This window comes from Flammeovirga kamogawensis (assembly GCF_018736065.1).
Classification (GTDB): domain Bacteria; phylum Bacteroidota; class Bacteroidia; order Cytophagales; family Flammeovirgaceae; genus Flammeovirga; species Flammeovirga kamogawensis.
On the sequence record NZ_CP076128.1, the window covers coordinates 1,092,213 to 1,114,309 of the forward strand.

General features: G+C 32.1%; 17 protein-coding genes. 10 read left to right on the forward strand and 7 right to left on the reverse strand.

Annotated elements, in window-relative coordinates; all coding sequences use genetic code 11:
* The first annotated feature begins 61 nt into the window (after positions 1-61).
* Entirely contained in the window at positions 62-304 is a 243-nt protein-coding gene (locus KM029_RS04350; protein WP_144075553.1) for a hypothetical protein, read from the forward strand.
* Positions 305-410: 106 nt separating this feature from the next.
* Here the strand turns inward: KM029_RS04350 and KM029_RS04355 are convergent, their stop codons facing one another.
* Genes KM029_RS04355 through KM029_RS04370 form a run of 4 tightly spaced genes read right to left on the reverse strand, consistent with a single transcriptional unit; the run spans position 411 to position 5,533 of the window.
* Positions 411-1,013, reverse strand: coding sequence for a DUF445 domain-containing protein (locus KM029_RS04355; protein ID WP_144075554.1), 603 nt, complete (start codon positions 1,011-1,013; stop codon positions 411-413).
* Position 1,014: 1 nt separating this feature from the next.
* A complete protein-coding gene (locus KM029_RS04360; protein ID WP_144075555.1) occupies positions 1,015-1,599 on the reverse strand; it encodes a Maf family protein in 585 nt (194 codons plus the stop codon).
* A 1-nt stretch (position 1,600) separates the two neighbouring features.
* Positions 1,601-5,209 (reverse strand): caspase family protein, encoded by a 3,609-nt coding sequence (locus KM029_RS04365; RefSeq protein ID WP_144075556.1) that lies wholly within the window; start codon positions 5,207-5,209, stop codon positions 1,601-1,603.
* Between the two features lie 51 nt (positions 5,210-5,260).
* Positions 5,261-5,533, reverse strand: coding sequence for a DUF2061 domain-containing protein (locus KM029_RS04370; RefSeq protein ID WP_126612735.1), 273 nt, complete (start codon positions 5,531-5,533; stop codon positions 5,261-5,263).
* A 227-nt stretch (positions 5,534-5,760) separates the two neighbouring features.
* Here KM029_RS04370 and KM029_RS04375 point away from each other — a divergent pair, with 227 nt between their 5' ends.
* Together KM029_RS04375 and KM029_RS04380 are read left to right on the forward strand one after the other, a co-directional pair.
* Positions 5,761-6,138 (forward strand): hypothetical protein, encoded by a 378-nt coding sequence (locus KM029_RS04375; protein ID WP_144075557.1) that lies wholly within the window; start codon positions 5,761-5,763, stop codon positions 6,136-6,138.
* 38 nt (positions 6,139-6,176) lie between these two features.
* The gene (locus KM029_RS04380; RefSeq protein WP_144075558.1) at positions 6,177-6,746 is read left to right on the forward strand and encodes an AP2/ERF family transcription factor; all 570 of its coding nucleotides are present in this window, start codon (positions 6,177-6,179) and stop codon (positions 6,744-6,746) included.
* Positions 6,747-6,787: 41 nt separating this feature from the next.
* Here the strand turns inward: KM029_RS04380 and KM029_RS04385 are convergent, their stop codons facing one another.
* Positions 6,788-8,803, reverse strand: coding sequence for a tetratricopeptide repeat protein (locus tag KM029_RS04385; protein WP_144075559.1), 2,016 nt, complete (start codon positions 8,801-8,803; stop codon positions 6,788-6,790).
* 181 nt (positions 8,804-8,984) lie between these two features.
* Positions 8,985-9,938: a transketolase family protein gene (locus tag KM029_RS04390; protein ID WP_144075560.1), complete on the reverse strand. Its 954-nt coding sequence runs from the start codon at positions 9,936-9,938 to the stop codon at positions 8,985-8,987.
* 109 nt (positions 9,939-10,047) lie between these two features.
* On the opposite strand from KM029_RS04390, the gene KM029_RS04395 reads away from it, so the two are divergent.
* Together KM029_RS04395 and pafA are read left to right on the forward strand one after the other, a co-directional pair.
* On the forward strand, positions 10,048-11,034 hold the full coding sequence (locus KM029_RS04395) for a GSCFA domain-containing protein (protein ID WP_144075561.1): 987 nt from the start codon (positions 10,048-10,050) through the stop codon (positions 11,032-11,034).
* A gap of 96 nt (positions 11,035-11,130) precedes the next feature.
* Positions 11,131-12,795 (forward strand): alkaline phosphatase PafA, encoded by a 1,665-nt coding sequence (gene pafA / locus KM029_RS04400; RefSeq protein WP_144075562.1) that lies wholly within the window; start codon positions 11,131-11,133, stop codon positions 12,793-12,795.
* Between the two features lie 72 nt (positions 12,796-12,867).
* On the opposite strand, the gene KM029_RS04405 is transcribed toward pafA, so the two are convergent.
* Positions 12,868-14,424, reverse strand: a complete 1,557-nt coding sequence (locus KM029_RS04405) for a glycerol-3-phosphate dehydrogenase/oxidase (RefSeq protein WP_317197357.1) — start codon at positions 14,422-14,424, stop codon at positions 12,868-12,870.
* 353 nt (positions 14,425-14,777) lie between these two features.
* Between KM029_RS04405 and KM029_RS04410 the strand changes: the two genes are divergently transcribed.
* The 5 genes from KM029_RS04410 (at position 14,778) to KM029_RS04430 (ending at position 21,896) form a co-directional block, all read left to right on the forward strand.
* Positions 14,778-17,165 carry a TonB-dependent receptor gene (locus tag KM029_RS04410; protein ID WP_144075563.1) on the forward strand — a complete coding sequence of 796 codons (2,388 nt, stop codon included), beginning with the start codon at positions 14,778-14,780 and terminating at the stop codon, positions 17,163-17,165.
* Between the two features lie 5 nt (positions 17,166-17,170).
* Complete coding sequence (locus KM029_RS04415; protein WP_158631156.1) at positions 17,171-18,166, forward strand: DUF4249 family protein; 996 nt, start codon at positions 17,171-17,173, stop codon at positions 18,164-18,166.
* Between the two features lie 42 nt (positions 18,167-18,208).
* Positions 18,209-20,095, forward strand: a complete 1,887-nt coding sequence (locus tag KM029_RS04420) for a GAF domain-containing protein (protein WP_144075565.1) — start codon at positions 18,209-18,211, stop codon at positions 20,093-20,095.
* A 7-nt stretch (positions 20,096-20,102) separates the two neighbouring features.
* A complete protein-coding gene (locus tag KM029_RS04425; RefSeq protein ID WP_144075566.1) occupies positions 20,103-20,600 on the forward strand; it encodes a flavin reductase family protein in 498 nt (165 codons plus the stop codon).
* A 375-nt stretch (positions 20,601-20,975) separates the two neighbouring features.
* Entirely contained in the window at positions 20,976-21,896 is a 921-nt protein-coding gene (locus KM029_RS04430; RefSeq protein ID WP_215586358.1) for a helix-turn-helix domain-containing protein, read from the forward strand.
* Positions 21,897-22,097 lie beyond the last annotated feature (201 nt).

The window sequence follows — 22,097 nt, forward strand, 5'->3', positions numbered from 1 at the left end:
ATATTTTAATATTTTGAGACATTATACAGATTCATTACGAAATAATATTTGAAATTAAATTATGCTAATCAAAATAATTATTGTTGTAGCGGCATTTATGTTTCTTTTCAAAAGATATTCAAAAGTAATTATTAAGTTCCTTTTGAATGTTTTAGGAAAAAGAATGGTTAAAATGCAACAACAAGGAAATAATCCTTATTTCAACCAACAACAAGCTCCACAAAGACAACCTCAGAATGACTTTGAAAAAAGTATTAAAGTCGATGATGAAATGACGATATATATCCCTAAAAAGAAAAAATAATAAAATGCCCTACTTTAAAAATTTAAAGTAGGGCATTTTAATTTATGTAAAATACTAATATAAGTTTACTAATTAGCACTATTTTTTAGAGCAAAACGGATGTTGATTACCCTAAATAATAAAGTATTCCAACTTGAACCAACCCTATAAGGAAACCTAGAACAGCTCCCATTATTTCTATAAATGTAAGTTCTTGTTTTATCACAGACATCAATAAGTCTTCAAATTTCTGATCAGAAAAATGAATTACTTTTTCATATACAATATCTTGAATACTAATTGCAGTTATATTATCTCCTAAATCTTCCATTAATTTAGGAATCATATCATCAACGGATTTTTCCATTCCATCACGGATTTGATCTATCATTGCGTCTCCTCCAAACATTTGAAGCATTGGACCAAACTGAACTGCTTTTTCATCAACAAACTCATTTATTCGTTTCATTACAGCCGCTTTTAATTTAGCCTTATTGTCTTCAGTATTCAGTTTCTCCGTTATCATTTCAGGAGTAAAAAGATCTTTTTCTACAATTATACCCAAACGTCTTGCTAAAGTATCTTTCCTTCTTGGGAACACTCCATGTAATGTAAAGAGTCCTAAATTAATAGGTTTTCTAGGATGGAATAGCATTTTAATTGCTACATAATTAGTTACCCAACCAATCCCTGCAGAGATTAAAGGCAAGATCCACATTATTAAATTCATACTATTTGCTTTGTAGTAATTCTGTTAACTCTTTAAATAATTTAGCCGTTGGCAGTCCCATTACAGTAAAGTAAGAACCATTAATTTTTTCAATCATGGCCATTCCAATCCATTCTTGAATACCATAACTTCCTGCTTTATCGAATGGTTTCTTTTCTTTAATATAATAATTTATTGTCGTATCGTTCATAGAAAGAAAAGTAACTTCAGTACTATCGGTAAACGAAATCCGTTCCTCTTGTGTTTGAATACAAACTGCAGAATAAACTTTATGTGTTTTTCCTGATAGTTTATTCAACATTTCTATAGCTTCATTTTCATCATTAGGTTTTCCTAATACTTCATTTTCTACTACAACAACTGTATCTGAAAAAATGACAATTTTATTTTCACTTAAATCAGAGAACGCATCAGCTTTGCAATTAGCAATATGTTCTGCAACTTCACATGCAGGTAAATCACTTGGGTAAGACTCATCAACTTCTCTCACTTCTACAGTGAAATCAAAATCTAAACCAGATAAAAGCTCTGCTCTTCTTGGAGACTTTGAGGCTAATATTAATTGCTGACCTTTTAAATCAATCATTCTAATTATCTTTAAAGTAAGAAACGACTTCAAATATAGCTTTATCAATTAATATTTCTCGATTCTCAGCCTCTGTTTTAAACGAATGTTTAACTTCATTATCTTCAATGATCTTTATAACAACTTGTATTGCATTGTCATATTCTGTGTATTTCCCTTTTAATTGGAAGACACCCTCTCCTTTTGCATAAGGAGTAAAAGTAAAAGAGTTATAGCCACTATTCTTACCTTCAGAGAGTTGTAATAATCTACGATCAAAGTAGGCCGACAATTGTAAGGGATCTGTCCAAATAGAATCTTCTTCAAAATCAGACATTCGTATTCGTGCTAAATTTGATGAAATAGAAATATTACTTTTCACATCTTCAGTTACTCTTCCTATATCAAAGCTATCTCCGCCTTGAGGTATCCTCATTTCCGGTTGCTGCAATGCTCCAAATCGTTCTGCTAAACGTGGTACTTCATCAACAGAATTACCAAACATCATTTGAACATCTAAAAATTCACCTTTCCTTAAATTCCCCCTTTTTAAGTAATCTAGAATCGAATACGTTAGTAACCCCTGTCCGTACATAGAGGATTCATAACTTACTTTATCTGCTGCAGACCCTGCTAATAAATACATTCCTGACCTTGTTCTTACACGTTCTAAAGCTCTTAATCTAACAGCTTCTTCATCAATATTTCTAGATGCAATTATTGTTTCTGCAAATTTGCCTGCATTACAAGCATCCATAATAAAAACCTGGCGTGTAATTGGTATTTTCTTCATCCAATCAAGCCATTCTTTACCAGCTATTGCATATGCTTCTTTTATTCTATTATCTGTAAGGTCTGCTGTAGAAATATCTTTAGTTAAAAAGAAAAAGTCTTCATCTCCATTTTTTTCTTTTACTGACATGCCGTGCCCTGCCAAGAATACAAATAGAACATCTGCAGGAGTAGCCAATTGTTGAAGGCTATCAAAAGCTAATTTAATATTCTGTTTATTTGGCTGATGTTTTGGATCTGTACTTCCTGTTGAAAATAGTTCAACATGTACCCTGTGTTCTCCAAATAATTCTTGTGCAGATGATTTAATTGATGAGGCAATTTTTTCTGCATCTGTTGCTGCATATTTTAGATCGAGGGTGGTACCTCTATAATCAGATACACCAACAACAATACCGTAAAAGGAAGGTATTGTTTGGTCTTCATTTTTTGATTTATGTTTTATTGTCAATCCTCTTCCAGACAAAGTTCCTTCAAGGTTTTCAACTTTAATTGTGATATTATTTAAATTCCCTCCACCTTCAAAGAGATAACTTAGTGAATCTAAAGGAATTGAATATCTGTTCTTATTCTGTTTTTGGTGTAAAAGGTTAATCTTGTTTAAGGTTGTGTTCATTTTATACTCAGAAATATCTGACAATACTTCTTTTCCATTCACTAACACAGCCACTTTTCCAATTCCGCCACCTCTATCAACAACTTCAACAAATAACTTACCTCCTTTTTTGTACATACTCGCTTCAGGATAAAGTAAAATATCTGTCAAAACGGGAACAACTCGCAATTCTGATCCCATAAATAATTTAGAACCTAAGCTGGGTTCCCAATACATGTCCTGAAGCTGTATTAAATCAATTGTTTCATTTCCTGCAACATAATATAGGTTTTTCATGTTCGATTCAGATGCGTCGAATAACCCAGAATTATGTTGAACTACCCAACCTACATCTCCATCAGATAAAACAACACCATACCTCAAGTCAGATTCAAGGTCCCAAATCCCTACACCTAAGTCGTTAGATAAAGTCAGGAATACTTGTTTACCTGGAAAATCAAGAACATCTACGACATTCCCCTTGCTTTGTTTATAATCATAAATGATTGAAGACAAATCATTAGAAAAAGTTAATAAACGTCCATTTTCTTCTGCTGCAATTACATATTTATTGTCATAGGTAAATTTTGCACTCAGAATTTTATTTTCTACATCAACAGATCGTTTTAAAGTGGTTGAGGTTAAATCCCATAATGACAACTTATTCTTACCTCCTACGATTAAACTATTCTCATCATTACTAAAAGATAAAGAAGTGATCAACCTATCTTTTGATCTAAACTCAATCTTTTCGTTTAAATCAGCAATTGGCACAACAACCACTTTTCTATCACTAAAACCAATTGCAATCTTACTTCCAGAGATTGAAGCTGTTATGACTGAAATTTGATTGTATGAGCTATAAACTAATGTTGGTTTACTCTTCACTTTATTTGTATTTATGCTGAATAAATTACCGGCATTGTCAGAATACAATAAAGTAGAATCATTAGGTAAAAGATAAGAATGATAAATAGGTGCATTCACTTTATATTGATGAGACAGCTTAAAATTAGATCCATTGTCCCAGATTTTAATTGTCGAATCTAGAGATGTTGTCACCAATTGACCATTAGATTTAAATTTGGTATTTGATATTTCTTGATCATGTGCTTTCCACTTCATAAGGTCTTCTCTGCTACCAAGTTTCCATAACCTTAATGCTCCACTTTCTGAAGAAACGGCTATACATTGTGCTACTAAAGAAACAGAAAAACCCTTTGCCTTATCTTTTATAGGCTTCCAAGAGGCTATCAACTTTAACCCTTTCATTTCCCATAAAGCTATCTCACCATCATTGTAGGCTACAACTACTACATCTCCTCTTTTACTAAAAGCAGATGTTATAATCTCTCTACTCGAAAATTCTGATTCAAGTAATAAACTATCACCATCAATTGTATAAAAATACGCATGATTACCTCTCGAAGTAATAATTACCTTTTCAATTGAGTGAGAATATTTGATAGTATTTACGCCTGTTCCATCTGGTAAATAGCCATTATCTGAAACAGAATCAGTATCCATATTCCAAGAAATGAGCTTTCCATCCCAACCACCACAAACAATTAAATTCTGTTGTTTTAAAAAAATTATATCTGCGACCCAATCCTCAAATAATTTCTTTTGCTTTTTAATTTTCTTTTGAGAAATATTCCATAACTCAACAGAACCATCAAATTTCCCAAAAATTACAGTATTATTAGATTTTGGGGATGTGATAAACGTAGACACTCCAGAAGTTAATTCTGCTGTCCAATTATGTACTTTATTCTTTTCTTTTGATAACCAATCCCAATGGTATACTTCTCCTTGAGCATTGATATAGATGATAATGTCTTTCTTGAAACGAACTTCAATTATTGCATCAGATAGATGGTCTATTGATGAAACTAATTTCCCCGATTTAGTCTCCCATACCTTAACAGAGTGATCTAAACCTGCAGACACAATAAATTGTTTGTCTTTGGATAAAGAAATATCTGCAACACCAATTTCATGAGCATTTATTGTTCTCAATAAACGTTCCTGTCCTGTGTCCCAAATTTTAATAGTTCTATCTTCTCCTGCCGAAATAATTAAAGCCCCATCTTTAGAAATATCTAAAGAGGTAACTTTACCTAAATGACCTTGTGAGAATGTCAGTGCAATATTAGCATCTTGACTAAAAGAACATTGAGCGTAAAAAAAGAGGCTAATTGTAATAACGAGCCTCAATTTTAATTTTAATATCTTTAAGTACATTCATTTATTACTTTAAGTAATAAAGGTACACATGTTCAATAACTTGAAAAATTATTTACTAAATTTTTCCCAAGCTCTTTCATGAAAGTAATAAAGTGCCATTTTTGAGAAAACTTCGAAAGACCCTATTGAAAGCGCCATTTTTACTTCTCCAGTAATAAGATAAGATATAGTTATTGTATCTATTGTTCCTACAATTCGCCAAGACACTGATTTAGCAATACTCACCCACCTAGGTTTTGGTGCAGCACCAGATTTTACAGCTTCTTGTTCAGCTACTTCATCGGCCTGTATTTTCTTCTCTATTATTCTATCAGCTAACATAAAAAGATCAGTGAAAATTCAAATTTGTTTATTACCCTACTAATTCAGTAGGCAATACTAATAATTTGTTTAGAGATAACAAAAAAAAACCTCTCATATTCTATTTATATTGACAAATAATTGAAATTAAGACTGATTTAATTGTATAATTCAATGTATTTGACTTATTTAACAACTAATTAATATTCTTCAATTAAGGTCGTTGCTATAAAAGACTTAACAAACTAATGAGAAAGAGAAAGAACTATCCAGGTGAACTAAGAGAAATCGGGACTAAAGATTATAGCCTGATCCTAGGGAACTTAATGAATTATCGTAATCAGTTAATGAGAGAAACAGAAGAGCAAAAGATGGGTTTAATCTTTTCTAAAGTTTCTGAAAAACTTAAAGAAATTGGCTGTTTACGTGCTTCTAACAGCGTGAAAAATAGAGCTGGTCGTAAAAAACTTGGGCTCTATCAAGAAATCACTTCTAAAAAGAAAGAAGAGGTTATAGAAATCATAAATAAGAATTGGCATGAGGCAAAACAAAAGCATGATGCTATAAAAACAAGAAATAAAAAATTAGCTTTAGAAAAGCAAAATATTGAAACTGTTGATGTATAAAACCATCTGACAGTTACATCAGTCAGCCCCTTCCAACTATGTTAGTCAAACTACAACTTAAAAATTCTCCAAATCAAGTAATTGTAGATGATCACGTATATGAATATTTACGTGATAATCCCTATTTAAAAAGTCTTGATTTTATTTATAATTTAAGAGAACATTCATCTGGACGTGCTGTGTTTCAAAAATCGTGGCGTCAAAGCAATGGTAAATATAAAACTGACACGATTTATTTACACAAAATGATTGCGGAGAAATTTATCGGCCCTCCCAATACTGAGCAAACTTTAATACGTATTGTAAATGGTAATAGGTTAGATTGCAGACTTAAAAATCTTGCCTATGCTGATAGATCAGACATAAAAAGAAATACTCCATCCAAACATAATAAAACTGGATACATTGGAGTAGTGAAAGATAAATATAACTACAGAGCAGTAATTTATAAAGATAAAAAGCCGATCTCACTTGGAACTTATAAAACAGCAAAAGAAGCAGCACTAGCTTACAATAAGAAGTCTATTGAATTATTTGGTAAGACTAGAAGTCTAAACAAAATAAAGAATATAGAAGAAATTATTCCAGATCCTCCTAAGGATGAATAATTAAAAAAGGTTGATATATTAAATATATCAACCTTTTTTAATTACAACGTAAACCCTATAACCATTACATCGTCAACCTGTTCTTCTTCTCCTTTCCAAGAGTCAAATTGAGTTTTAATAAACTGCTTTTGGTCTTTAACAGGTATCTGATAACAAGCTTCTAAAATCTTTCTAAAATTAGGGCTTTTTAATTTCTTTCCTTTTGTTCCTCCAAATTGATCTGCAAATCCATCGGAATACAAAAAGAACATTTTATCACTCCCCATTTCAAAGGTATGGGTTTCTGTAGATGAAAATGTACTTACTCCACCAACACCTCTTGAAGAACCCTTTATAATTTGGTGAGACTTATTTTCCACAATTGTCATAGACATTCCTGCACCAGCAAAATCTAGAGTAGACGCACTTTTATCAATATAGCAAACAGCTACATCCATACCGTCCATATTACCCGTATTTTTTTGTCTTAATACACTAGAGAGTCTTGCATGTAACTCTTCTAGAATTGATGTTGGATGATACACCTTCTGAGATTCTACAATATATTCTAGTGCAGTTTCTCCTACCATACTCATAAAACCACCAGGAACACCATGTCCGGTACAATCAGCCGCTATTAAAACTCCTTTTGTTTCATCTATCATCTTAAACCAATAAAAATCGCCAGAAACTATATCTCTTGGCTGAAAAAAGACAAAAGAGTTAGGTAATAATTGCTTTACGTTTGACCAGTTCGGTAAAATTGCCTTCTGAATTCCTTTAGCATAGTTTATACTATCCATAATATCTTGAGATTTAGCCTGAAGTAAATGGTTAATTCTCTGAATTTCAGTAGACTGAATCTCTAATTCACTTTTTTGGGTCTGAAGTTTCCTATTAATGTTTCTTTTATTTTTATTTTCTATAGTTAGAAAATAAATAGATAAACCAAGAATTAATATTAGAAAAAAAGCTGAAATAGTAATTATAGCCTGTCGTTCAATTATTATTTGATTTAGCTCTTGATCTTTCTTTAAAATTTCGTTCTCCTTTACTCGCTGAGCTACTAAATATCGAACATTCAATTCTGCTAATTTCATCCTTACTTCTTCACTAAAAATAGTATCTTGGTAAGCTTCAATTAGATCATCATACTTTAATGCTTTCTTATAATAGCCTTTAAGTCTAGCAATATTTTTTAATTCTCTAAAAGCATTTAAAGCCATATGTTTAGCACCTATCCTTACAGATGTATCTGCAGCTTTTCTTGCATAAAAGTTTGCTTTATCGTAGTCTCCTTTTTCTCTATAAATAAAGGCAATATCAGTTAAAGTACTAACCATTTTATCAGAGTCGTCTACATTTTCCTCATTTAGTTCTAAAGATTTTAATAAGTAAACTAAAGCTTCATCATAAAGGCCTATTTCTGAATACACCTTTCCAAAATCAGAATATGTAACTACTTGCCCGTAAATATCATTATCTTCTTTTCTTAAATTTAAGGCATCATTAAAATTATCAACAGCCTTTTTAAACAAGCCTGTACCTTGGTACACCCTACCGTAATTCGTCATCACGTAGCCTTGCATACGTTTGTCATTCAACTTTTTAGAAATGATTTCAGCCATTTCTAAATGAATAACAGCTTCGTTAAAATTTTCCTGATAAATATTTACAGATGCTATATTAATATGTGCATACCCTTGATCTTCATCAGAAGAAATAGCCACAGATTTATCTAAAGCACGCATGAAGTCTTTCATTGCTTTTTGGTATTCGCCCTTATTTCTAAGTGCAATTCCTCCATAACTAATTGATAAGATTTCTTGATTAATCATTTTATTTGCCTTACTCAAATCTTCAGAGATTCTCGCATACAAATAAGCATTATCTGGTGATATGTTTCTATGGAGCCATGCAAGCTCTAAAGCAGCAGAAATCCGAATACTATCAGAAACATTCTTTGCTTCAAAAATTGTGATAAGACTATCAAATTTGGGTATTTTATCTTCAGCTGTATGTTTACTAAAAGACATCAGAGAGGATAAAATAAATAGAATACTTAAAAGATTTCTCATTTTTGATACAACTGCTGTAGAATAGCAGAAATGTGTTAGTAATTTAGTTGTTTACGCAAACATGATTTTTCAGATTATATAGTAAATATACGGATTCATTTTAATTTCAAACATTTATTGATAAATAAAAAAGCCTTATAACTTCTCAGCTATAAGGCTTTAATATAATTAAATGGACTAACTATGCTTTTCTAGCCATTGCTCTTTTAGCAGCAGCTACAACATCATTAGAAGTTAAACCATATTTTTCCATTAATTCAGCTGGAGTACCAGACTCACCAAATGTATCATTAACTGCCACAAATTCTTGTGGTGCTAATAATTTAGTTGTCAATACACCCGCAACACTTTCACCTAAGCCACCAGCAATTTGGTGCTCTTCTGCAGTAACAATACAACCAGTTTTCTCTACTGACTTAAGAATTGCTTCTGCGTCAAGAGGTTTGATTGTGTGAATGTTGATGATTTCTGCAGAAATACCTTCTTCAGCAAGTTTTTCACCAGCTTGGATAGCTTCCCAAACCAAGTGTCCTGTTGCAACAATAGTTACATCAGTACCTTCGTTCAACATGACAGCTTTACCAATTTCAAATTCACCTTCTGGCATGAAAACAGGAATAGCTGGACGTCCAAATCTTAAATAAACAGGACCATCATGTGAAGCTGCTGCAATTGTTGCTGCTTTTGTTTGGTTGTAATCACAAGTATTGATTACCGTCATATGAGGAAGCATTTTCATCATACCGATATCTTCTAATACTTGGTGAGTAGCACCATCTTCACCTAGTGTTAAACCAGAGTGAGAAGCTGCAATCTTAACATTCTTACCAGAGTATGCCACCGATTGACGGATTTGGTCATAAACACGGCTTGTTGAGAAGTTTGCAAAAGTACCCGTAAAAGGAATTTTCCCTCCTACAGTCATACCTGCAGCTACATTTATCATGTTCGCTTCTGCAATACCCATTTGAAAGAATCTTTCAGGGAAGTCTGCTTTAAAAGCATCCATTTTTAGAGAACCTGTAAGGTCAGCACATAATGCTACCACGTTCTCATTGATTTTACCTAATTCGTGTAAACCCGCACCAAATCCTGAGCGTGTATCTTTTTTCTCTGTGTATGTAAACTTCTTCATTGTAGTATTTGAAGCGATTTTGATTCTCTCAAATAAATTCGGTTACAAATCTAATGTTTGTGTTGATAGTGACAAAATTATTTCAACTTCAAAACCGTATATTGTCAAAATGATGCATAATGAAACGTTCAGAACCTCTTTAGAGCCCGTATTCTTCGAAAATAAAATCAATTATTCATCAAAATTATTTTCGATTGGCTCCTGTTTTTCACAAAATATTGGAAATCGACTGTCAGATTATCAATTTAATATTGTTACAAATCCTTACGGAACCTTATATAATCCAGTATCAATTTTTAATAATCTGATAAATTCTCTTACGAATAACCCTATTAATGAAGGTAAAATAGTAACCATAAATAGTGTCTATAAACATTTTGATTTCCACTCTGATATTTCTAGTAATTCTAAACAAAATTTACTTTCAGAAATAAAAATGATCAATAAGGAAGTGAAAACACATTTATCTAAATGCACTCATTTATTTATCACTTTAGGAACATCTTTTATTTTCGAAAAAATTACTGATTCTTATTTAGTTGGTAATTGTCATAAAGTACCTACCAAAGAGTTTAATCAAAGGCTTCTTGATCTAGAAGAAATGACTTCTTCATTTGATGAATTGTACCAGCTTTTACCAAAAAATATTTCTATTGTTTTTACAGTTTCTCCGATAAGACATTTTAGAAATGGTTTAGTAGATAATAATTTAAGTAAATCAATACTAAGATATTTTACTCATCAGGTCTGTAATAAATATACCAATGTAGATTACTTCCCTTCCTTTGAAATTATGATGGATGATTTAAGAGATTATAGGTTTTATACGGAAGATATGGTACATCCTTCTCCTTTAGCAATCGACTATATATGGTCTTATTTTAAAAATGGAATGATTGATATTAAAACAGAAGATACATTAAAAAAAATAGACAAAATAAGAAAAGGAATTGCACACCGCCCATTTAATCCTCGTACAGAAGCTCATCAAAAGTTTCTAAATAAATTAAAACAAATAACTCTTTCCATTAAAGATTTTAATACTGAAACCATAATTCTAAAGATTGATGAACTAATTATAAAATCTCAACAATAATCTTAATACATTATTAATAAAAACTTATGTTCTATTGCTTTTTAAAATCTGTCACACATATTGCAAAACCTTTTATTATCACATCAAAAAAATAATATGAAAAGAGTTATTTTATCTTTTTTAGTAGCTTTTATAAGCTATACTTCTTCGTTTGCTCAATTTACAGAAGACAAACCTAAAGTTGTTGTAGGTATCATTGTCGATCAAATGAAGTACGATTACATCTCTAGATATTGGGATAACTTTGGAGAAGGAGGATTTAAAAAGCTTGTAAATGATGGCTATTTTGTTAGAAACGGTCAATACAACTACGCTCCAACTGTAACAGGACCCGGTCATGCATCTGTTTATTCAGGTACAACTCCTGCTTATCATTCTATTGTAAATAATAACTTTTATGATCGTGAAAAAGGGAAAGGAGTTTACTGTGTAGACGACAAGAGATACACAACTGTTGGTTCTGATAGTAAAAATGGTCAAAAGTCTCCTTATAGACTAGCAACTACAAACCTATCAGATGAGATTAAATGGGCTAGTAACTTTAGGTCTAAAGTATATGCTGTTTCTATCAAAGATAGATCTGCTGTACTTCCTGCTGGTCATGCTGGAGATGGTGCTTATTGGTTAGATGAGAAAAATGGTAATTGGATTACTTCTTCTTTCTACATGAAAGAGTTACCACAATGGCTTACGGATTTAAATGAAGCGAAGAAAAGACCTATTGATAAATACATGAAATCTGATTGGACACTTTCTTTACCTATTGAAAAATATGGTGCTTCTACTGAAGATAGTACTGCATACGAATCTTTATTTCCTGGTAAATCTGAACCTACATTCCCTTACAGTATTAAAAAAGGTGTGGCATCAGATAGAGTGCGTGCTAAAACTGGTAGAAAGTATGATATTATTAAAGGTACACCATACGGCAATACGTTAGTTACAGAAATGGCTATGCATATTATTGACAATGAAGATTATGGTCAAGATAATTTTACTGATTTATTAGCTGTAAGTTATTCTTCTACAGATTATGCAGGTCATGCATATGGTCCTCAATCTATAGAGGTGGAAGACATGTACATTAAATTAGATAAAGAAGTTGAGACTTTAATTAATCATTTAGATGAGAAATTAGGGGGAGGAAATTATGTCATCTTCTTAACTGCCGATCATGCAGGTGCTCAAAACGCTGGCTTTATGCGTGACAGAATGAATTTTGAGGCTGTGAATATTAGTAGCAAAGAAGATACTCAAGCAATAGAAACTGTTTTAAATGCACGTTTTGGAGAAGGAAAATATGTTGCTTCACATTATTCTGGTCAACTTTATTTAGATAGAGAATTGATTAAAGAAAAGAAACTTGATTTAGAAGAAGTTCAATTAGCAACTGCAGAAGCTTTTATGGCTATGCCACAATATGCAGCTGCAATTATTGGAAAAGACTTAGAAAGAGGCGAATATACTTTAGGTTATAAAGGCTTAATTTACAATGGCTTTAACCCTCGTTTTTCTCCAGATGTTTATGGTGTTTTAAAATCTCATAATATGGATTATGGTAAAGGAGGAACAACACACTTCTCTCCTTATAAATATGATACGCATGTCCCAATTATGTTCTATGGTTGGAATATTAACCATGGAGAAACACATGCTCCTCATACAATTACTGAGATTGCTCCTACGGTTTGTTCTTTCTTAAATATGAACTACCCTTCTGGTTGTTATAGTAATCCTATTATTATTCCTATGAAAAAATAATTGGTTTTATAAATCATAAAAAAAACCACTGTTATTAATTTAACGGTGGTTTTTTTATGCAAAACATTTAACCTAACAAATATATCCTTTTGCTAAGGCGGTATATTCTTCAATTTGATTATCAACCCAAGCTTCATCTTTACCTAATATCCCTGCCATCATTTTTGCAACTTCTGGAGCAGCTTCTATGCTTGCACTTGCATTTAAAAGTAAACTTCGGGTTCGTCTTGCTAAAATATCTTCTACAGTTCTAGCCATTTCATGCTTAACTCCCCAAAAAACATCTGCAAATCGATATGGTAATTCAGGATGAATCTCTACCCCTAACTTAGGTGCTTCTGAAATTAATGCTTCAATTTTTGGTAAATCATTTCCATAAACACTTCTCACATCTAAACGGTCTGCCCCTTGCTTGTAACCATGTAATAATAAATCTCGAGTGATACACTTTACAGGGGGTAAATGTGCTACTTTTTCGATCGTGTCTACAGCATCTTCTGCCATCTGTCTATAAGTTGTCCACTTACCACCCACAATTGTAATTAGACTCGACTTATTTACAAGAATTTTATGTGATCGTGATATATTCTTCGTCTCAACCTCTTGTTTTTTAACTAGAGGCCTTAAACCTGCAAAAACACTTCTTACATCAGATCTTTTAGGTGCTTTTTGTAAATATTGTCCAGCTGTTTTTAATATAAACTCAATTTCTTCTTCTAAAGCTCTTGGTTCAGCATCTATCGAATCAAGAGGTGTATCAGTTGTTCCGACTACAATTTTATCGTACCAAGGTACTGCAAACAATACTCTTCCGTCACTTGTTCTAGGAACCATTATAGAAGAAGCTCCTTTTAAAAATTCTTTATCTAAAATTATATGAACACCTTGGCTTGGAGAAACTACAGGCTCGTGGTTTTCATCATCCATTGTTAAAATTTGATCTACAAAAACTCCTGTAGCATTTACAACTGTGGTTCCTTTAACAATATGTTCAGTACCTGTTTCGCTATCAATAAAGCGAACGCCATCAACTTTATTCAGTTCATCTTTTTCTAAACCCACAACCTCTGCATAATTAAGTAGAGTACCTTCAAAATCTGAGATAGTTTGTGCCAAAGTCACTGCTAATCGAGCATCATCAAATTGACCATCATAATATCTAACCCCGCCAATTAGCCCTTCTTCACTTAAATTTGGAATATGTCTTAACGTTTTTTCTTTTGAAATCATTTCTGATTTTCCCAAACCAAGACTCCCTGCCATCACATCATATACTTTTAAACCTGTAGTGTATAAAGGGGCATCCCACCAATCATAAACAGGAACAATAAATTTTTGATCATGTACTAAGTGAGGTGCATTTTCTTTCATTAACCCACGCTCGCGCAATGCCTCTCTTACCATACCAACATCTCCTTGCTTTAAATAACGAACTCCTCCATGAGCAAGCTTTGTACTTCTACTTGAAGTACCTTTAGCAAAATCATCTTTTTCTAATAATAATGTTTTGTACCCTCTTAAAGTACTATCAAGAGCAGTTCCTAATCCAGAAGCTCCTCCTCCGATAACTATCACATCAAACAACGCTGTTGCTTCTATTTGTGACAACATCTTTTTTCTGTTCATCATCTATGTGTGGGTCAATTTTATATGTTTATCTAACTAATTTAAAAAAGAAACTCTTCACTATCATTTATTTTTTAAATTTTAAAACAAATTATGGTCAGATTAGTAATTACTATATCTACTTTGATGACTTTTATTGGTTAATATTAAGTTTTCATAGACAGATTTATTCATTTTGTTGAAAATGTTTCTCACAAAACATTTTTTATTTGATATTTGATTAACAAAACGACTGTGTATCTCTTTGTAAACTATTGTCAATCTGTATCACGTAAAAAAATAAACTTTTCAATTTTATTTTAACAAATACTACACAGTTTTTTGAAGGAACTATTATATCTTTCTACATCTCTTTTATGTATAAAACAAAACTATCATTCTTAATCTTATCTCTCCTTTTGTCCTTTCAAGTAATAGGACAAACAAAAGATTACACGGTTAGTGGATTTATTAAAGATGCCACAAATGGAGAAACCCTAATTGGTGCAACTGTCTACGCAGAAGGAACAACTGATGGCGTTGTTACTAACCCCTATGGTTTTTATTCCTTATCTCTTAAAGAAGGGGAATACAACATCATTATTAAATACATTGGTTACCAAACAACTACACAAAAAATTGTATTGGATAAAAACCAGAAATTATCTATTGAATTGCAAACAATGGATGTTGAATTAGACGAAATTGTTGTAACTGGTGAAAGAGAAGATGCCAATGTCTCTGATGTGCAAATGAGTACCCAGAAAATGGATATAGAAACAATTCTAAAAGTCCCTGCACTTTTAGGAGAAGTTGATGTTATCAAATCTATTCAATTATTACCAGGTGTTAGTACTGTTGGTGAAGGTGCCACAGGTTTTAATGTTAGAGGTGGTGGCATAGGTCAAAACCTTGTTTTATTAGACGAAGCACCTGTTTTTAATTCATCTCACCTTTTTGGCTTTTTCTCTGTATTTAATCCTGATGCTGTAAAAGATGTCAAATTAATTAAAGGTGGTATTCCTGCACAATATGGTGGGCGTATTTCTTCTATTCTAGATGTTAGAATGAAAGAAGGAAATTCAAAAAAATTACAAGTTCAAGGAGGAATTGGTGCTATTTTCAGTAGACTAACTGTAGAAGCCCCAATTATTAAAGATAAAATGTCTTTCCTAATTGCAGGACGTAGATCTTATATAGATATTCTTGCAAAACCCTTTTTAAGTGATGATTTAGCTGGCTCGAAATTTAATTTTTGGGATTTAACTGCTAAAATCAACTATGATATCAATGAAAATAACAAAATATTTTTATCAGGATATTGGGGGCGCGATCAATTTGGATCATCTACAGTGTTTAATTCAAGTTGGGGTAATGTAACGGGTACTTTTAGATGGAATCATTTATTTAATGATAAACTTTTCTCAAATATCACTTTCTATATTTCGGATTATGATTATGCTCTTGGTGTCTCTCAAAATGACACAGATTCTTTTAATTGGGATTCAAGAGTAAAAACCTATTCCTTCAAACCAGAATTCACATGGTATGTAGGTAAAAACAACACCATTACTTTTGGTGGACAATCTATTGTTTATGATTTTTCTCCAGGTACAACAACAGCAACAAGTGGAGGTACTGAACTTCCTCCCTTCCAATTACAAAACCAATATGGATGGGAAAATGCTTTGTATATAGGAAATGACCAAAAAGTCTCAGAAAAAATCACTTTACAATATGGTGTAAGAGTAAGTTCATTTACGTATATGGGGCCTGTCACAACGTATGAATATCAAGATGCAGCAACTCCAAACACTAGAAAAGAGCCTATTCCAGGATCTGAGAAAGTTTATGACAATTGGGAACCTGTAGAAACTTATTATAGTGTAGAACCTCGTTTTGCTATGAAATACCAATTCAACGAGAAGAACTCTGTAAAAGCAAGCTATAATCACATGGCTCAATATATTCATTTAATCTCTAACACAACTGCAGCATCTCCACTAGATGTTTGGTCACCAAGTACTAATAATATTAAACCTCAAGTTGGTGATCAATATGCACTTGGGTATTTTAGAAACTTTAAAGAGAATACATTCGAACTTTCTACTGAAGTTTATTATAAGCCGATGAAAAACCTTATTGATTATATAGATGGTGCAGACCTCTTATTAAATCAATATTTAGAAGGTGATTTATTAAATTCTACAGGCCAAGCATACGGTTTAGAACTTTACCTTAAAAAGAATAAAGGGCGTTTTACTGGTTGGATTAGTTACACATTAGCAAGGTCTGAACAAAAAACAGAAGGAATCAATTTAGGGGAATACTACCCTACTAGATTTGATCAGGCACATAACTTAACCGTAAGTACTTTTTATGATATCAATGAAAGATGGTCATTATCTGGCAACTTCTCTTTTGTGACTGGTACACCAAGTACATTCCCTACTAATCAAATACAGGTACAAGGATACGGAATTCCTCACAATGTAGATGGCGTTAGAAATAATCAAAGAATACCATACTATCATAGATTAGATGTATCTGCTACTTTAAATGGTAAAAAGAAGCCTAACAGAAGATGGGAACATTACTGGGTTTTTGGCTTTTATAATACTTACGCTCGTAAAAATCCTTATTCAATTTATTTCCAACCAGATACAGAGAGACCAGCTCAAGGCGTACCTGCACCTAACCAAGCAATTCAACTTTCTGTAATCGGAACTATTATCCCTTCAGTATCATTCAACTTCAAATGGTAATTAAAATGACAATCAAAAATTTTCAATATATTATCTACTTCTTTATTTTCACACTAACAGCTTGTGAAGATGTAATTACAGTAGATTTAGCAACAGGTAGACCACAAATAGTTGTAGACGGTTGGCTCAACAATAAATTTGAGACACAAAAAATACGCTTGGTCTCTACAACTGGTTATTTCAATTCTGATGCTCCCCCTTTTGTAGATAATGCAACAGTTAAAGTACATAATCTTGTAAGTAATACAACAATAGATTTTACTTATGATAAAGAAGGATACTACACATGGACCCCAGCTACATTAGCAGATACTTTAATAGTAAGACAACGCCCTTCTGATTTTGATAGAGATAGTGATGGCTTATATAATAATTATTACCGTTTAGAAGTAACTGCAGAATTTACAGGTGTAGATGTACATTTTGAAGCATTTACTTCTTTAGAGAGAACACCAATAATTGACTCTCTCACATTCAAAACTCAAGAAGCTTCTGATGATTATCCAGAAGTGATTTATGGAGAGCTTTGGGCAAAAGATTTTGCTGGGCCTGCTGATTGCTATTGGATAAAAACATGGAAAAATGATTCTCTTCTTAATAAATCTAATGAAATGTCTCTTGCTTTTGACATTACACCTGGAAGAAGTGATTATGGAGATGTAATTGAAGAAGACACTTACTTTATCCCTCCAGTAAGAAATAGTATTAACCCAAGACTGTCTGATGATGAGCAAGAAGCGAAGAAACCACTCTATCAAATTAACGATTCAGTATATTGTGAAATTCACTCTATGACAGAAAATGCATTTGATTTTATGAGTCAAGCTAAATCACAAATGTCAAATGGAGGGCTTTTTGCTACACCATTAGCAAATGTCCCATCAAATATTCTTGCTTTAGATAGTAAAAGTGATGGTTTAGTTGTAGGAGTTTTTTGTGGGTCTGCAATATCTAGCAAAGGATTTCGTATTAAAACTAAGCCCCCTTACGAAGAAAAGTAATATAACGGGGTAAGTTATATAATAGACAATAGATTTTTTATTATGTCAATTCAACAAGAAGTTGATAAATATACACCCTCCCGCGAACGCGTTGAAGGTTATTATTCAGAGAATTTCAAACGATTAGATCGTGCAATGCAGTACACCCTTTTGGGAATGTTCACTTTAGCGATCGGGTTATCTTTTGAATCTGGAAATTGGATTTTGGCACTAGGTCTTGCTATTGCAAGTAGTGTTGTCTATTTCATTTTATTGTATTCTGGAACAAGTGCTACTACCCCTAGATATGTATTGGCACTTACTTTTTTCCTGTTCCAATTACAATATTTAATTGTAGCCCCCCACACGCCATATGCTCAATTTGCTTTCTTTGGTGTTCTAGCATTAATCACGCTATACCAAAGTTGGACTTTAATTACGGTGTATTTTATGATGACCTTATTGATGTATATATCAATGGCATTATTAGGTACAGATATGTGGCTAACAGAATTGATTAATACAAGTATTGAAACTCGCTCTTTTAGAGGGTTAGTTTCTGTACCTCTTGTAACTCTGTTTTTCTATGGTGTTTGTATGTTTATTTCAAATCAATTAAAAAAACAATCTTTTAGAAATGCACGTTATGCAATTTTTCTTGAAGATCAAATGCATATTGAAGAGAACACAAAACTTGCACAAGATATAGAAAATGGAAAGTTATACGAAGATTACGACATACATGAAAATGACATTCTTGGTAATCTTTTAATATCCATGAGAGATCAAGTAAGAATTCAGAAAGAAAATGTAGAGAGTCAAGGGTGGATTGCCTCTGGTTTATCTTCTATTTCAGAACTACTACTATCTGTAAAAGACATCAAGAAGTTAAGTACAAAAACACTTAGGGAAATTACAGAGTATATGCAGGCTTCTTTAGGAGCATTTTATTTATACAATGTAGAAACTGAAAAACTTGAGATTACTGCTTGTTATAGTCAACACAGAAGAAAAAAAGTTGGAGACACATATAACAAGGGTGAAGGGCAAGTTGGAGAAGTGTTTCTAAAAAACTCACCAACTCTAATAGAATCTATTCCTGACGACTATACTCCTATTCAATCAGGATTAGGTGAAGCGCTTCCTAAAAATATCTACATTGTTCCTTTAGCTATTAAAAATGATGTTGTTGGCGTAATTGAGGTAGCTTCGTTAAAAGGTTTTAGTGAACAAGAAAAATCTCTTTTAATAGAAATTGCTCCATCTATTGCTCTTACCATAAGAACTATAAATTCTACAGTAAGAACCAATGAACTCCTTGATGAATCTCAGAGAACAAATGAGCAGTTGACATTAAAAGAAGAATCGCTCAAAGAAAATATGTTGCTTTTAGAAGACACTAAAAGAGAGATGGAAATAAAACAGCAACAGTTAGAAGCTCAAGAAGAGGAAAGTTTACTATTCTTTGAAAGAGCAATGGATGCGATGATTGCTTTTGATGAAAATGGCAACATTTTAAGATTAAACCCTGCAGCATCTCATATTTTCCAAATAGGGATTGTTGCAGACGGACAAAACATTCAAGATGTTCTAGGTAAAACATATGATAGAGCACTAAATAATAGGAAAACAATGAAACTGAAGCGTACTTCTGGCGAAGTGTTTACTGCTTTAGTATTTATTACTGAAATTACTACAAATAATGAGCTAAGAAGAATAGCTTATATTCAAGATATTTCTGATCAAGATAAAAAAGAAAAAGAGTTAAGGATTTTATTAGACAAGGCTCAAATCAGAAATGAACAATTGGCTGAGCAAGAAAAAGCCATGAAAGAAAGCTTGATGATGATGATTAATACAAAATCTGAATTAAATACCGCTCAGAAAAGAGTTGTTGAACTCGAAGTTGAAATTGGTAAGCTTCATCAAGAATTAAGAAAAAAGAATTAAACGATCAATGCAAACAAAAACAATGGATACAACTTTATTTAAAGCAGCCATGAGACACCTTACAGCTACAGTTACAGTTGTAAGTACAAATGGAGTTGCTGGTAAAAATGGCATCACTGCTACAGCCGTATCCTCTTTATCAGACACACCACCTAGCTTAGTAGTATGTGTAAACAAAAAAAGTGATTTTCACGATCAAGTAACTAAAAATAAAGTTTTTTCAGTGCATATACTTTCTGAGGAAATGACTGAGATTTCTAATTGTTTTGCTGGTTACAAAGGACTTCAAGGTGAAGATAAATTTTCTATGGGTGAATGGACACTAGAAAACAACTTCTATAATCTTAATAAAGCACTTGTAAATATACATTGTGAACTTGCAGAAAGTCACAATGGTTTTTCTCACAGTATTTTTGTTGGGAAAATGATCGATATTGAGTTGAATGAAGAGAATGAAGATAAACCTCTTCTATACGGACAAGGAAATTACACTACAATTAAATAATAATAGTTCAATTTAGGCTACATAGGTAAATACTGTGTTTTTCTAAGTTGAACTTTTTTTATGCAAATCTTTGAATAATCTTTTATCACTATTCTTTCAAAACGTGAAAATTTTCATACTTTTTTGCATTAATTCAAGATAGTCTTTTTGTCTATAATTAAAAAAAGATAAAATAATGCTTGATTTTAAGATTCATTATTAGTTTATTTATGTAATGGAACTATTATTAACTATTAATGACATAGTTTTATTCCTATTTTCAGAAGGTAAATAAACACTATTATAAAAGAAGGAATTGCACATTTTGTATAACTAATGTCTAACCCAACAGCTAGTACTGTAGTTATTTCTCCTTTTTAATTACAAATGACTATGATTGAAGATTACAACAAAATCATCGAATCTTTAAACATCAAGTTTATAAGATCGAACAGCTTAAATGTTATCCGCTCTGTAAAAGTTTCTAACTTTTATGATGTCCAAAACACTTTAATTCAAGTTAAAGAGGGTGTTATCGCAATTAGCGAAAATGAAGTTGCTCACAAAGGCGATTTGGTATTTATACCTGGAGGTAAATCTGTAGAGATTGCTTTTGGTAATACTGACGTTACTGAAGTAACTAATGAAAGCTTTATCAATGATAGAGATTCTTATTTAAGAAAAATCACTGATGATGTTTCTATTCACACAATTCAGACGAGTTTTACATCTGTAACATTTGATGCTAAAGCATTTGATTCTGTAAACTTCTTCAATTCTTTAGACATCCCTCCTTTTGTTATTCCTTGTCAAGATGTTGTAAACGAAGCAATCAATAAAATTTACAAAGAATCTTTAGGTGAAAAAGCTGGCAAAGATAGAATTGCTACTAACTTAACTGAATATGCAGTTATTGAAGTATTCCGCCATGTTTTAGAAAACAAATTATTTGTAGAGCAAATTGCTACAAATAGTAACTACTTTAAAGATCCTCGTCTTATTGATATCTTTAATTTTATCAAAGACAATCTTTCAAGTGATTTATCAAATAAAATATTAGCCAATGTAGCTAATGTATCGGAAGATTATGTTGGTCAGTATTTCAAAATGTTGACAGGTATTAATCCTCAAGATTACATTGAATACCAAAGAATGGAAAAAGCCGTAGAATTACTACGTACTTCTAGAAAAAGTATTCGTGCTATTGGTTCTGAAGTTGGCTATAAAGATACAGCTTACTTCTGTAGAAGATTTAAAATGATGTTCAGAATTCCTGCAGGAAAAATGAGAAGAAGAGACTCATTAATGAACGTCTAAGTAATAGATACAAAAAGCAAAGGTCCAGAAGTTAAATTTTGGACCTTTTTTTTGTGTTAAATTTCAAACAATAGTCCTTCCTATCAGTTTAAATCAGAAGTTATAGTTGAAAGAAATTAAGCAATTTAATTACTAACAATATTCAACCAATAGCATATACTACTATTTTGAGAGGCTTTAATCACCTTTTATAATTCTTAA

What these genes read in the sequence shown, in the direction of transcription:
- KM029_RS04350 (WP_144075553.1), top strand. Translation starts at nt 62, where the DNA reads ATGCTAATCAAAATAATTATTGTTGTAGCGGCATTTATGTTTCTTTTC.
- KM029_RS04355 (WP_144075554.1), bottom strand. Translation starts at nt 1,013, where the DNA reads ATGAATTTAATAATGTGGATCTTGCCTTTAATCTCTGCAGGGATTGGT.
- KM029_RS04360 (WP_144075555.1), bottom strand. Translation starts at nt 1,599, where the DNA reads ATGATTGATTTAAAAGGTCAGCAATTAATATTAGCCTCAAAGTCTCCA.
- KM029_RS04365 (WP_144075556.1), bottom strand. Translation starts at nt 5,209, where the DNA reads ATGTACTTAAAGATATTAAAATTAAAATTGAGGCTCGTTATTACAATT.
- KM029_RS04370 (WP_126612735.1), bottom strand. Translation starts at nt 5,533, where the DNA reads ATGTTAGCTGATAGAATAATAGAGAAGAAAATACAGGCCGATGAAGTA.
- KM029_RS04375 (WP_144075557.1), top strand. Translation starts at nt 5,761, where the DNA reads ATGAGAAAGAGAAAGAACTATCCAGGTGAACTAAGAGAAATCGGGACT.
- KM029_RS04380 (WP_144075558.1), top strand. Translation starts at nt 6,177, where the DNA reads ATGTTAGTCAAACTACAACTTAAAAATTCTCCAAATCAAGTAATTGTA.
- KM029_RS04385 (WP_144075559.1), bottom strand. Translation starts at nt 8,803, where the DNA reads ATGAGAAATCTTTTAAGTATTCTATTTATTTTATCCTCTCTGATGTCT.
- KM029_RS04390 (WP_144075560.1), bottom strand. Translation starts at nt 9,938, where the DNA reads ATGAAGAAGTTTACATACACAGAGAAAAAAGATACACGCTCAGGATTT.
- KM029_RS04395 (WP_144075561.1), top strand. Translation starts at nt 10,048, where the DNA reads ATGATGCATAATGAAACGTTCAGAACCTCTTTAGAGCCCGTATTCTTC.
- pafA (WP_144075562.1), top strand. Translation starts at nt 11,131, where the DNA reads ATGAAAAGAGTTATTTTATCTTTTTTAGTAGCTTTTATAAGCTATACT.
- KM029_RS04405 (WP_317197357.1), bottom strand. Translation starts at nt 14,424, where the DNA reads ATGATGAACAGAAAAAAGATGTTGTCACAAATAGAAGCAACAGCGTTG.
- KM029_RS04410 (WP_144075563.1), top strand. Translation starts at nt 14,778, where the DNA reads ATGTATAAAACAAAACTATCATTCTTAATCTTATCTCTCCTTTTGTCC.
- KM029_RS04415 (WP_158631156.1), top strand. Translation starts at nt 17,171, where the DNA reads ATGACAATCAAAAATTTTCAATATATTATCTACTTCTTTATTTTCACA.
- KM029_RS04420 (WP_144075565.1), top strand. Translation starts at nt 18,209, where the DNA reads ATGTCAATTCAACAAGAAGTTGATAAATATACACCCTCCCGCGAACGC.
- KM029_RS04425 (WP_144075566.1), top strand. Translation starts at nt 20,103, where the DNA reads ATGCAAACAAAAACAATGGATACAACTTTATTTAAAGCAGCCATGAGA.